Raw genomic sequence first — 13771 nt, 5'->3', positions numbered from 1 at the left:
TTATAGTGTTTTATAAGGGTCATTATAGAACATTATTATTTATTTAACAAATTTTGTTTTTGTAAAAATTATTATGATTTTAAAAAGTGATTTTAGAAAATTTATGCTCTAATAATTCAAAATTTTTAAAATAGTGAAAAATTTCTCTTCCATAAATGCGATTTAATCTATCTATTTTGATAAATATATATAAATATATATAAAAACAATAAAAACGCTTAAAATTGATTTATTTGCCATTTTTTATCTCAGACTTCTATTTTTATAATATATAGTCTTTTTTTTAGTATAAAATTTCATTGGCACTACTAAAACCTATATAGTCTTCACGTCAAAGATCTATAATTTCTAAGGGAAAAAAGAAAATGGTCGTGTTAACAATTTTAATGCGCAAAATAATTATAATTGCAAATACTAAAATATGGAATTTTCTGCCGAAATCTCAAGTGATAAAAATTTAAACTCTTAAATTTTATCACTTAACATAGTTGATATCACTCTTCTTATTTTTAGCTAAAACAAAATCAATTTCTCCGTAAATTTTTATCCAATTTCCTATTTTTGCACCTTCTGGTTTTTCTAATATCTCTATTTGAAATACAGAATCTAATCTATAATGTACTATAGATCTCATTATTTCATCTTCATCATCTGGCCACCTTATATCTTCTGCTATTTTTCCAATAACTATTAATGAGCAATTTTTTGTCTCTATCTTTTTTTTAGCTTTTGGCAATATCTCCATTTCTAAATCATCGATTAATATTTGTGAAATTTTAGGATGAATTTTTGCTGCGACAGAAACCTTCTCTAACCTATGGCCTAAGCAGTTTGCAACAAAGTTCTACAAACTTACTGGTTCTTCCAATATATGTAATATCTCTATAGCGCAATAAACTTTGTCTCGCTTATTATCATTAGTTTGCTTAATAATGTTATTCTTTTCTAGTTTTTCCACACCTCTTTGAACTGTACTATAAGCTATATCTAACTCTTTTGAGATTTTATTGATTGTTAAATATGGATTTACAGCAAATTGCTCTACTATCTGTACTGCCACTTTAGATCCAGATTGTGCTGCTTCCATTTTCCACTTATTCAATAACTCATTAATTCTTTCAGCACGAGATAAAGCGTCTTTTGACTGTTCAGCAACCCCATTTAAAAAATAAATAAACCATTCATTCCAATCTCCATTTTTGCTCAAATTATATAATTGCTTATAGTACTCATCACGTGTTGCTTCAAAAAATGCACTCAAATATAGAATAGGAGATGGCAGTATTTTTTGTTCTATAAGTAATAATGTAATTAATAATCTACCTATTCTTCCGTTTCCATCTAAAAATGAGTGTATGGTTTCAAATTGATAATGGCAAAGCGCAATGTGAATTAGTACTGGTAACTGTCTATTATGTAAGAATTTTTCAAAGTTTTTGAGACAATCCACTAAATAATCAACAGGAGGGGGAATAAATTTTGCAGTATGTAAGGTGCATCCAGGTGAACCAATCCAATTTTGAGTTTGCCTAAATTCACCTGGCATAGCATGTGCACCTCTCACACCTTGCATTAAATTTTGATGAATCTCTTTTATTAACCTGAGTGATAATGGTAATTCATTAAGCCGTTCTATACCATAATCAAGTGCAGTAATATAGTTTTGTACTTCTTGTAAATCATTTACATCTTGCTTTACCTGTACACCTGCATTATGAGCAAGTATTTCACCTACCGTTGCAAGTGTTCCTTCTATTTTACTAGATAAGACAGCTTCTCTTGTAATAAAAGGTCTTATCATAAGATGAGGATTAGGTAATTTACTACCTTCACGTGATAACTTACCTAGTAAAAAATCTGCACGTGATAGTGAATATATTACTTTTTCATTCCAACTAATTATTGGTGGTAACATATTAGGAATAAAGGCATTATATCCTTCAAGTGATTTTACTATTTTTCCAATTCTAGAACTTCTTATTTCCATTTAATTAAATTTATTAATAAATATTATTAGCAAAATATTTAAAAAATGATAACAAGTATATTTCTTATTAGCAATAACTAAAGTAATAAATTTACATATTATCAAAAATAACTATTTTTAGTAATAGGTATGCAGTCCGGATTGGTGTAATTTTCAGTCAATGCATATTGGATGCATAATGTTGAAAGATTAGTATGTATTGGACGTATAATTGTCATAAGTTCTGTCATATGTTTGTCATAAGTTTTAGAGTATATATTCTATTATTAGTATTTCCCTTTACTTCTAACAAATCTATATCTACTAATTCTTTTAATTCTCTTTGTAAAGTTCTCTTGCTTACTTTAGGATATAAAGTCTCATAAATCCTTATGTTTATTTCTCCAAACTCTATTATATACATTATTACATTAATTTGTCTTTCAGATAATTTATGATTTTCTTTTAAATATTCATATTTTGTAAATGTAGCACTTTTTTGTTGTATTTCTGATATTTGTGATGCTAATGCATGTATAAAATATTCAAGCCATTCAGTCATATCCATATCATTATTTCTCACACTTTGTATAGCCTCATAATACTTTAATCTATTGCGATCATAGTACTCACTTAAGGTAAATAACTTTTTAAAATCATATCCTTTCTTGTATAAATAAAGTGTAGAAAGTAGCCTTGCTGTTCTACCATTACCATCTAAAAATGGATGTATGTGAACTAGTTGGAATTGTGCTATTCCTGATATAATAATATCGTTAATATCAGTAACTTTGTTAATATATTCTATTAATTCTTGCATCATTATTCCAATCTCATATGCAGGAGGAGGTGTGTATATAATTTCTTGTGTTTTTGAGTTAACTACATAATTTTGTATTTTTCTGTATTCTCCAGGCGCTGCTGTATTGCCACGCACTTGATATACAAGCTTTTTATGTATTTCTCTTATTAAAGATTCAGTGATTGGACTCCCATCATTTAAATATTCACTAACTAAATTAAAAGCATAAGTATAATTTTTAACTTCTTGAATATCATCTGGATTTGCATTCTCTATACTCTCTCCTCTAACTACCTTTTTCGATTGTTCAAGCGTTAACTGTGTACCCTCTATATGGGTTGTATGATAGGCTTCTAATACCAATGCTCTATTTTGTAGTTGCAATAAAAGTTCTTTAGACAAATTTATCGCATCAAAAAAACCTCTAGCTCGTTCTATTTTACTAATTGCAATTGTAATTTTATTTGTAATTGTAAATTTAGGTCTATATAGCATGTTCCTGCCTCTTAAAACTATATGTTCCATGCACAAGGATATGCTTAAATAATAATGGTGATATTTTAGCTAGATCATTATTATCTATTTCATATCCTTCATTTTTAAGTTCTTCTATAATTTGATAAAGCTTGATTGTATTCCAATATAAAATAAGGTTAGATAATATACTAAGGCAACTAGCTTTATTCATTATTTGCACATATTCTTTTGTTTTAAAAATACCTTGATTTGCAAAAAATACATGTTGTGCTAAATTATGCCTTGATTCCCCTCTGTTTAACTGTAAGTAAACTTTATATCTAAGTGTAGAGTCAGAAATATACCTAAATATATATATGGTTTTTATTATCCTTCCCATAGTTATCAATGCTTTGGTTAGATTGTCAGATGAACTTCTATTAGTTAATTTTTGTACTATTATATGCGCTGGTGCTATACCATTTTTTAAAGATGCTACAACTCTTACTATTTGATCCCATTGTTTAGGAACATTACCAATATCTGCAAATCCACTGAATAACTTATTATATCCTTGATAATTTATACTTTTATCAAGTTTATATAATTGCTGATATTTTATTCCTTTAATTCTAGGACAAAATGTTAGACCTAATAAATAACATAGTGCAAATACTATTTCCGTAAATCCATGAGTATCTGTTGTATGGAACTCTGTCTCTAATTGAGTGCCATGGAATAATAATCCTGTTAATACATATGTTGCCTCTCTTACTGAACAAGATATAACTTGTGTATTGAATACACTATATTGATCTGACATATGGGTATATACTGATATTACCTTCTCATAGTAGCCATAATACCTTGGGTAAAATGCTGCTAAACTCGAACTACTTCTTATTCTATAACGTTGACCATCTGAACTTGAGATTTTACCACTCCCATATATTTTGCTAAGTGGATGATTATTATGCTGGTTTACTATATATCTATTTGTCTTTAATAAAGCATTATCATGCATATACCATCTTGATACTGTCCTTAATGGCTCTATATCAATGTCTTTTGTGCTATTAAATATTCCATATAATCCCATATTTGTTCCATGGGCTATTAATGATGCATATAAAAGATTCTTTTCAACATGTTCTTTGCCTTCATACCCCACCATTGCTTTAAAATTCTTTGTATAATTAATTCTCTCATCTACCTCATATAATAATTCTTCTATTCTTATTATTGGCATTCTTGATTCCAATAATTGCTTCAACTTTTTTACTTTATTTGATATTGGGAGAGCATCATCTTTACGTAATCTTAATTCTCCCGATTTACTAATATATGCAAAACTATCAATATTATTAAAACTCTTTATTGCTTGATTAAAATACTGTTTATATTCCTTTTTTAAAACTCTTAGGATGTTTTTAAAATTCTTTGGTAATTCTAACTTTCTATATGATTCCTTCCTTTCTTCTTTCCAAACTGATTTGCTATATATCATGTTCCAGAAATTACGATGATGTTTAGAAAATTCTATATATACATCTCCATTACCCAATGCTTTCTTGACTGCAAAGTATAAAGATATTTCCCATGTCTTTTGTTTTATATTTCCCTTTTCATCATATAATAGTTCCTTCCAAGAATCAAAAACAAATTCTATAGGAGCATCTTCAGGTATTTTTGTTATTTTATTTTCATTTAATTGCTGTAATATTTTTATTGATCTTATTATATCTTCTGATCCCTTTGTTGCTTTAAAATCTAGTTTATAAAACCTTTTTGTGTATTCTCTTAAATTACTATATCTAGATAATAATTCATCATAATACCCATATTTTTCTAGCTCATTCAGTTCTCTACATTCTTTCACAGCTTCTCTTACTTCTTCTACATCTAAACTATCCTTATACTCTTCTAAAGTAACCTTCTTTGGGGTAGTATATTCTAATAAGCTTTGCACTGTATCTAATAATATATCTATACTTTTAGTAGATTGCCTGCGCAATGGCTTTATCTTTAAATCTAAACTATTTTTAGAAATTCTGTTCTTTTTTGCTAGTAATTGATTATTTAAATCTATAACATTATCAACTATATGTTTATAACATTCTACTAAAAAACATGTGATATAGGCGTAGCGTTTTATTGAAGGTGATATTTTTCTTAAGGAATCTGCATCATATGTACTTACTAGCTTAGCTATTGATATAATCAATTCCTGATCTATATCTTCAAAATTTAGCTTATGCACTTTTAGCTTTAGCAATATTGATAATCTATCTAAATATTCATTTATTACTTTTGCTGTTGCCTCTGGTGCCGATTGCTTAAACTTAAAAAATTCTGTAAATGATCCTCTACCTTTAGATTTTAATAACTTATCATATTTTCTTAATTTTTTTTCTGTATTTAATTTTGATATTTTTTCGTATATCTTTATCAATGACTCTTGCTTTATTTTTGCAATTTTTCTCCCTAAACTTTTGTTTGTTGGTAAAATTACTTTTAATTTTATCAAAAACTCTTCTGCTTCTTTTAATAAACTATTTCTCACATACAGCTTTTCTTTAAGTTTTGACAATATAAATTCTTGAAGCTCTAGTTCTACTTTTTTATCATAGTCTTGATAATTTAAAAATTCCTTTATTCTCTTGCGATATATATATTCACTACTTTCTGAAATTTCATTCTCTAGCCTATCTATATATTTAACACCAAATTGTTGTGATAAATGTTGAATTATTTTATACTCAACCTGTTTATAATTATCGATAAACCTTCCGTTATTCTTTAAGCTACACAACTGTAATGCAAAACATATGATAGAATTATTTTCTCCTTTACATGCGGTATAAATAAACTCTATCTCCGATGGTATTAATGTCCAATTTATTAATAACTCTTCTTCTGGAACTTCAATAACATTTTGTTTCTCTACTACATCACCCATATATATTGACCTCTGTCTTTTCTACTGCTAAACCTAATTTTTCTTTTGATGCTTTTGTATATATCAACATTGTATTTATTGAATCATGCCCCATTAATAATGCTAATTCACTTAATTGATTCGGATTAGAATGCAAATAATTTATTGCAAATGTATGTCTTAAAGTATGTGCACTTACCTTAATTCTTTCTATTTTAGATCTTTTATATATCGTATCAATGACAAGTTGCAAAGAACGAACTGTAATCCCAGTCCTTCTTTTACTAGTAAATAAATAATCTGTTTCCTTAACATCTTTTTTTTCTTTTAAATACTCTTTTAAAGCATTTCTTACACTAGAGTTTAATGGTACTTCACGTTCTTTAATACCCTTGCTATCAATGACTCTTACAGAACCTGATCTCTCATTTATTTTTATATCTCTTATCTGTAATCTACATATTTCTCCCACCCTAAGTCCAGCTTGCAACATTAATTGTATTATTGCGTAATTGCGCCTTGCTAAACCATATCTTGACTGTTTTGCTGCATTTAACAATAAATGTGCTTCTGTTCTGTTTATACTTTGTGGTTTATTGGGCTTACCTCTTCTTACAAATTTAATTTTTTCTGCAGGGTCATTTACTGAATTTAAAATTATGTTTAAAAACTTAAAATATATTTTAATAGATTGTAATCTTCTATTAATTGACGTTGCCTTTTGCCTTTTTATATCTAATAACTCCTGCCTATATGCTTTTATATCATCTTGTTCCGTAGATTCTAAATCTCTTTCTTCTTGATATAAATCTGTTAACCATTTTCGAAAATGTAGAATATCACTTAAATAATTTTTTATCGTTCTATCTGATAAATCTCTTTCCTTTAAATATTTTTTGAATAATTCAATATTTTTTTCTTTCATTTAATGTTGTATGTATAGGATGTATATTTATTACATAGCTTAACGTACTATATTAATACATCCTATACAACATATTTTTATATTACACTTCATCCAATTGTACTTGGACGCATAATACAAATACTCCTTGAACTAGAAAATTTATCTACTTTCTCAACTTCAAAGATAGGCTTTGCTTCGTTCAATACGCATTGACTAATTCCCCTATAAATAGGGGTATCACTCTTAAAAATGTATAGTCTTTCTAATGCCTAATTTGTCTATATTTGTAATTATAGCCAAAATAATCTTAATGGTAAATAATAACATCTACTTTAACCTTTACTACTGAGAGTATAACATTTAGTTCCAGGCCTTATAGAATATACAAATAAGAAGTAGGCTTAAATAAAAAAAGCACTATATCCAATATCATATCTTAAAAAATCCATATCCTAACTTCTTATCTATTATTTTGCCCTCACTTTTGAATGATCTTCATCATGATAACTTTATTAAATCTTAATTTAAAATTGGTGTTAATATTATTTATTAAAGCAAAAATATACTCCTAAAGATAAAAATATAAACCCTATAAACTGCTTTATAGTAAAAGGTTCTTTCAAATATATTATCGAAAAAAATATAAAAATACCTAGATTAATAATTTCTTGTAAAGCTTTTAATTGAAATACATTAAATTGTTGATAACCTAATCTATTAGCTGGAACTTGGAATATATATTCTGGCAAAGCTATTATCCAACTTATAACTATAAATAAAAATAAATCTTGACTCTTGTACTTTAAATGCCCATACCATGCAAAAATCATAAATAAATTAGAAATTGTTAACAGTATTAGCACTTTTATTAATACCATATTCACTACTTTTATAATGTTAATTATTATTTTGCGTTAAATTAATGATATAAATTACACCAGCACTATGACTAGAAATTAACAATTTTGACTCATCATTAGATAAAACTAGCTTACCGTTAATATTAGTGCCTATATCTATTGTACTAATTACAATATTAGATTTTAAATCTATAACAGATATTTTTCCTTGCTTATCATGAGGAATGTACATACGGGATAAATTATTAGAAACAACGCTTCCACCATCAGGTTGATATATAAGATTTATTTTTTTAAAAAGCTTCAATTTACTTAAATCAAATACTTCTATAATATTTTTAGACCTACTTATAATATATAACTTATTGTGTTTTTGACTTAAAACTGGCTTAAAAGGATGACTATTAACTGAGATTTGATCTTTAATTAAGTTATTTTTTAAATCCATGATTAATAATTTGCCTTTTAATAAATTTTGAGTTACATAAGCCCTATTGTTCTTTGAATCAATCACAGGCTCACTAAAAGCATCTCCAATTTCTAATTCAGTAACAGCATAGGCATCTGCTAATATAATAAAATTAGTAACTAATAATACAGTATAAGCAGTAATTATGTTTAAAAATTTCATAAAATAATAATAAATATAAACTCAAGTATAAATACTAAAAAAATTGTGTCAAATAATTAAATAACATCTTAAAAATTTTTAAAAACGCTTGAAAATTGATTTATTCGCCATTTTTTATCTCAGCCTTCTGTTTTTATAATATATAGCCGTTTTTTTAGTTGTCATTTTTCAAAGGCGAGTTCAGCAGATTATCAAAGTGCAATTCAGCAACAATTTGTTTTTTAATTAGAGGCTTTAGAATATTGCAATTCACGATAAAGAGTAGAACGACCTAAGCCTAATTGTTTTGCTACTTTAGTAACTGGATCACCATCTTTTATGAGTTTTAATGCTGTCTCTATTTTCTCCATATCAAGATTTGGTCTGCCTAATTTTGTTCCTCTTAATTTGGCAGCTTTAAGTCCATCCTTAGTGCGTTCAGATATTAACCTTCTTTCAAAATGTGCTATTGCTCCAAATACATGAAATATTAATTCTCCAGCTGCAGATGAAGTATCAATTTTTTCTTCTAATGACATTAATCCTATCTGATAATGTTTTAACATTTCAACAGTTTCTAATAGCTCTTTTAAACTTCGTCCCAATCTATCAAGCCTAACAACGCAAAGTAAATCATTTGGCCTGGCATATGCAATTAAATTCTCTAAACCATTTCTTATAAATATTTTTCCACTAATTACATCTTCAAATATTTTTAGTGCACCTGCTTTTCTTAATCTTTGCCTCTGACCTTCCAAATCCTGTCCTTCTGTTGATACACGTGCATATCCTAGTATATCAGGCATTATCTTACCATTATGAATTTAACATCTAAATTAATTTTCTCCCATATCTTATCACAAGTTAAAATAGGGTATTTTTTCTCAATCGCTAAAGCTATACAGGCTCTATCTCCAAGTGATAGTCCATATTCTTTGGTTTTAGGATAAATATCTGCTGCAATGAGCGCTTGTTTTTCATCAAAGTCTATAATTTTAATTCCTGAAATTCTCATAATGTTTTTACATTCATCAGCAGTTAGATTTTGCTTATCAATACAATATTTATAGACTTCTGATATATTAACACTTGATATGATTGCATTTTTTAAATGTCTCTTAATCACTTCAAAACCCTTTTCTTTAGCAAGCAAAGCAACTACTGCAGAAGCATCAAAAATAATTTTATTATTCATTTGCATTCTCTCGTGCTTGTTCTATCTCTAAATCTTTATGTTTATCCTCAATAAAATCTTCTACTATATTTTCTTTTTTGACAGTTTGGTTTTTTGTAAAGATAGCATTCATCTCATTAATAATATAATCAACATTTCTTATTACTAAAGCATCTTCTGTTAATTCTATAGTCACTTTATCGTTAGGAGATATATTAAACCTTTCTCTTATATTTGAAGGTATAAGCATTCTACCATGCTGATCTAAATTAGTTATTATTTTTTCTGTAGTCATTGTTTAATTTACTTTTTAAAGTTATTCATCTTTATTACTAAAATGTTGTATAATTATATTGTTATACAAGTAATTATATATCACTTATACAAAATAAGCAAGATGCAATCCACCAATTGTTCATTTTATAGACTACTGATCTACATAATTTAAAGTTCATTTAGAATGATATAAAAATTAATACTTGCAAACAAACTTAATAAGCCCCGTATAGACAAATAACACTCTTATTTTTTCCAAAATTATCACTGTCCATAAAACTAGTCCTTAAATGATTGCCGTCCATAAACTTACTTTTAGCTTTTATAGAAAAACTTATCTAAATATTTATTAAATGGTTCGGGATTTTACTTAATCATTTTTTCTAAGTCCAATTCAATTTTTCTAAATATTCCATGTAAATCTATTTTTCTTAAATCCCATATTGGTATTCCTGTTCCTTTTGATAATATGATTAAAGCTTTTTCTGGTAATACCCTCCTTAATTCACTTATTTCCTTCTCTGTTAATTTTAGGGCATTTCTACAAAAACTTTTATAGCTAACTTTATAAATTTCCGACATCTCCCTAATCCAACAACATAGTAGTTGATATTCACCAGGCTTTGGATGTAACGGCCATCTCTTATCCATTAATTTAATACACTCTCATAAAGCCTACGACGCTCACTAGGAGGGTTATATTTTGTTTTTTCCAAAATTTCTAAATCAATAAACTCTTTTCCAGATATAATAGTTTCACTTGCTGCTCTGGTTAATATTATCATAATTTCTCCAATACTTCCTTCGCTTTTACTCAAAGCATAGAGCGCACCTCTGCATCTAATAACTGTGATGGCTTTTTTAAAGGTAAAATCATCATAATACTTTTTAACAGCTTGATAAATTCATTATTATTTTGCCATATTAGCAGTATAAAAGGTTCAAATCTATTCTCTAATTGATCATCACTTCTGATAGCTAAATATGCATCTTTGATACCCACTTCAATTATTGGTAACTGCATTTCATTACCAATAAATCTTAGAACATTTAAAAATTCTCTTTGTATATTATTATTACCAGCTAATATATTATGCAACTCATCTATAATAAGCATTTTTACTTTTGTTGCTTTCATTAATTTGATACATATACTTTCACATTGAGCAGTACTATTATATGTGACAGGTACTCCTAATTCAGTAATAATAACGGCATAAAATCTTCTCACAGAAGGATTAGATGGCATTTGCACTTTTAACACAGGAATTACTTCATGTTCTTCATTTTCTGATGTGTACGACAAATTATTTCGTTTGAATTTTTCTATAATCATTGTTTTCCCATTATTTGTTGGACTAATAAGAAGCATATTAGGCATTCTTATTCTTTTAGGATAATTTAATAATTCTTCCATTCTGCTCAATGCTTCTTGGGCTTTACTATATCCTATCCAATATTCGTTTCTTATTTTCTCAATTCTTTCTTTTATAGATAATGAAGTGACTTCACGAATATTCGGCAGGAGATGCTTCATTTTTACCATATTTCTATATTGTCAAAAGCCTTGGTATTATCGATATCAATATTTTCTTCATTGGTAATTTCTGTTTTTGAAGTTCGTTTTTGGATTTTAGCATTTTCATGTATGCGAGATCTATTTTTTCTCATGCCACGTGTTTTAGATGCTGCGCTTTTAACTATATGGCTCATTTCATCTATCGCTCTAAATAAATTATTTTCATTTACTTGTTCCTTACCTTTTGCTTTAAGATTCCTTAAGGCAATACGATGTTCAAATAAACTGATAGCAGGATGAGATAAAATACGATATGGTATTTCAAGATAACTTTTTTCTTCTTCCAAATAAACATAAATTCTACTTAAATCTCTAGGATCACGACGGATTAAAAATTTTCCATATTTATTTCTTCTCTCTATAAACGAACGAAGAGAGTTATTGTAATAAACAATATGATCTAATATAAAGCCATCTCTTCTTAAAGAGCGGTATATTATAGGCAAAAAATCAATTAAAAAAGCCTTTTTATCATTTATAGAAGATAACTTTATACCTTCCTGCTTCATCACTTCTAACCCTGACTCATATAACTTTATTGGCGTTTGAAAAATCCCTTTATGCAAACGTAAATGATAATATTTCGTAATTGCTATAATCAACCACCTTTCAAGTTCAGAAAGTGTGAGGCAAGCCTTTTTTTCAGAAGGATAATCACCTTTTGCTTTAATATTTGAAAAAGTGCTTCCAGGTAAAGTATGAACCAGCTTCATCATTGTTCCTATAACACGCTCTATAATACCACCATAATGCGGCTTTCCTATTGGTCTATGTTCTATCTTAATGCCATGCTGCAGACACCCTCTACTCAGTGCATTACTATGAAAATCAGAGCCATTATCAACATGAATAATATTTGGCTTCCCAAAAATTGGCCAAAACGCATCAATCCCAAGCATCGCAAGCCAAGGTGCTTTATCCATAGCAATATGTATTAAGCATAACCCAATTGATACAGCAGAAGGAACTTCTAATGACAGAACAAATCCTGCAAATACACCTACTATATACATCAATAGCAAAAGTAACATAAGGTCTGCCAATAAGTAATCTTTCTACAGGATCAACAATTATAATATCAACTAAAGTATGGTCAATCTGCACCACATCTAACGGGTAATTAACTTGTGGAAAATTCCCAATAATAGGGGTTATTAGTTTATTACTATCGTCCCCTCGTTTTTTTAATGATGTCAAACAAATTGAATTCAAACGTCTACGTATAGTAATTTCTGATGGTGCATTAATTTGTTTTTCAAAACACTGCTTTCTTATCTCTTCTGTAATTTTTGCAGCACTAAGTTTTTGCGAATTTAAATAGAACTTATCAATTACTTCATTTATAACATCTTCTTGTTGTCTAAATAATCGTGATCTACCCTTACCACCATTTGGCTTTTGAGGAATTATAGAAGTAATTAAACCTTGAGATTCGCGATAATTTCGAATTAATTTGTATACGTAGCGTGTCGATAATCCAAGCTCCTTTGCCGCTTCTAACACCATACTTCTTGAACAAACCTTGCTTTTAGCTAGAGGTACGATAATTTTAGCACGTTGCTCGCCTAACCCCCAAAATTTATCATTAATTCTAGAAATATCCTCCATTTTTATATAATTTTGCATATATTGAACTCTACTTTGATATAATCATAATATATTGAACTTGTATATGATAAAATTGAACTCCTCTTTGATATTTTTTCTATGAATTTATCAGGCTTCCAACACATGCTGCTGAACTCCTCTTTGAAAAATGACATTAGTATGAAATTTCACCAATAAATCTTGTATTTGATTATTGCACTAATTATAACTGAATGCCTATTGTAAAAGTTTTTTGTATATTACTTTATAATGATTCATACTTCATTTGATTTTCTTTAGTTGTTTTATAATCTTCTGCTAAAATTTCATATGGTATATTTAACGTGTTGTGAAGATTCCTAATCATTCGTAAATTTAATTTTCTTTGCTTATTTAATATTTCAGAAACCCTACTTCTACTTCCTAGAATTTTTTCTAACTCAGTACGCTTTATATTTTTTTGCTCCATTATAAATTTAATTGCTTCTATTGGATCAGGAGCTGAGATATCATAATGTTCTTCTTCATATTTTTCTACTAAAGTTGTTAATATCTCTAGATAATCGCCTTTTTCTGTGTTTGCTTTAGCATCCCATAATTTATCAATAGTGTTAAG

Annotated in this window: 16 protein-coding genes; all 16 read right to left on the bottom strand. The window is 27.9% G+C overall.

The features are described 5' to 3' along the window. Positions 1-475 precede the first annotated feature (475 nt). A complete protein-coding gene (locus h2es_RS07315; protein ID WP_154512750.1) occupies positions 476-745 on the bottom strand; it encodes a hypothetical protein in 270 nt (89 codons plus the stop codon). Positions 746-844: 99 nt separating this feature from the next. Continuing rightward, positions 845-1987 (bottom strand): Fic family protein, encoded by a 1143-nt coding sequence (locus h2es_RS07310; protein ID WP_154512748.1) that lies wholly within the window; start codon positions 1985-1987, stop codon positions 845-847. 226 nt (positions 1988-2213) lie between these two features. Next, positions 2214-3293: a Fic family protein gene (locus h2es_RS07305; protein ID WP_230204301.1), complete on the bottom strand. Its 1080-nt coding sequence runs from the start codon at positions 3291-3293 to the stop codon at positions 2214-2216. After that, positions 3253-6183 (bottom strand): Tn3 family transposase, encoded by a 2931-nt coding sequence (locus h2es_RS07300; RefSeq protein WP_154512744.1) that lies wholly within the window; start codon positions 6181-6183, stop codon positions 3253-3255. The genes h2es_RS07305 and h2es_RS07300 overlap by 41 nt, the downstream gene beginning before the upstream one ends. Then, a complete protein-coding gene (locus h2es_RS07295) occupies positions 6176-7087 on the bottom strand; it encodes a tyrosine-type recombinase/integrase (RefSeq protein WP_154512742.1) in 912 nt (303 codons plus the stop codon). The genes h2es_RS07300 and h2es_RS07295 overlap by 8 nt, the downstream gene beginning before the upstream one ends. Positions 7088-7611: 524 nt before the next feature. Then, entirely contained in the window at positions 7612-7947 is a 336-nt protein-coding gene (locus tag h2es_RS07290; protein WP_154512740.1) for a DMT family protein, read from the bottom strand. 19 nt (positions 7948-7966) lie between these two features. After that, positions 7967-8560: a YncE family protein gene (locus h2es_RS07285; protein WP_154512738.1), complete on the bottom strand. Its 594-nt coding sequence runs from the start codon at positions 8558-8560 to the stop codon at positions 7967-7969. Between the two features lie 221 nt (positions 8561-8781). Continuing rightward, the gene (locus h2es_RS07280) at positions 8782-9345 is read right to left on the bottom strand and encodes a recombinase family protein (protein ID WP_154512736.1); all 564 of its coding nucleotides are present in this window, start codon (positions 9343-9345) and stop codon (positions 8782-8784) included. Continuing rightward, positions 9345-9734, bottom strand: a complete 390-nt coding sequence (locus h2es_RS07275) for a type II toxin-antitoxin system VapC family toxin (RefSeq protein WP_154512734.1) — start codon at positions 9732-9734, stop codon at positions 9345-9347. The genes h2es_RS07280 and h2es_RS07275 overlap by 1 nt, the downstream gene beginning before the upstream one ends. Continuing rightward, a complete protein-coding gene (locus h2es_RS07270; RefSeq protein ID WP_154512732.1) occupies positions 9727-10008 on the bottom strand; it encodes an AbrB/MazE/SpoVT family DNA-binding domain-containing protein in 282 nt (93 codons plus the stop codon). Before h2es_RS07270 ends, h2es_RS07275 begins: the two co-directional genes overlap by 8 nt. Positions 10009-10355: 347 nt before the next feature. Further along, the gene (locus h2es_RS07265) at positions 10356-10640 is read right to left on the bottom strand and encodes a hypothetical protein (protein ID WP_154512730.1); all 285 of its coding nucleotides are present in this window, start codon (positions 10638-10640) and stop codon (positions 10356-10358) included. Beyond that, entirely contained in the window at positions 10640-10807 is a 168-nt protein-coding gene (locus tag h2es_RS07260; protein WP_154512728.1) for a hypothetical protein, read from the bottom strand. Before h2es_RS07260 ends, h2es_RS07265 begins: the two co-directional genes overlap by 1 nt. Then, positions 10804-11535, bottom strand: coding sequence for a TniB family NTP-binding protein (locus tag h2es_RS07255; protein ID WP_154512726.1), 732 nt, complete (start codon positions 11533-11535; stop codon positions 10804-10806). Before h2es_RS07255 ends, h2es_RS07260 begins: the two co-directional genes overlap by 4 nt. After that, positions 11529-12581 (bottom strand): Mu transposase C-terminal domain-containing protein, encoded by a 1053-nt coding sequence (locus h2es_RS07250; protein WP_230204300.1) that lies wholly within the window; start codon positions 12579-12581, stop codon positions 11529-11531. The genes h2es_RS07255 and h2es_RS07250 overlap by 7 nt, the downstream gene beginning before the upstream one ends. Continuing rightward, positions 12484-13194 carry a COG3415 family protein gene (locus tag h2es_RS07245; protein ID WP_154512721.1) on the bottom strand — a complete coding sequence of 237 codons (711 nt, stop codon included), beginning with the start codon at positions 13192-13194 and terminating at the stop codon, positions 12484-12486. The genes h2es_RS07250 and h2es_RS07245 overlap by 98 nt, the downstream gene beginning before the upstream one ends. A 226-nt stretch (positions 13195-13420) precedes the next feature. Beyond that, the coding region (locus h2es_RS07240; RefSeq protein WP_154512719.1) for a helix-turn-helix domain-containing protein at positions 13421-13771 on the bottom strand (351 nt) is incomplete at its 5' end.

It is taken from the genome of Rickettsiales endosymbiont of Trichoplax sp. H2 (assembly GCF_009690945.1).
In the GTDB taxonomy this organism is placed as follows: domain Bacteria; phylum Pseudomonadota; class Alphaproteobacteria; order Rickettsiales; family Midichloriaceae; genus Aquirickettsia; species Aquirickettsia rohweri.
Note: the sequence above shows the minus strand (reverse complement) of the source record. Positions and strands in the feature narration are given on the sequence as shown.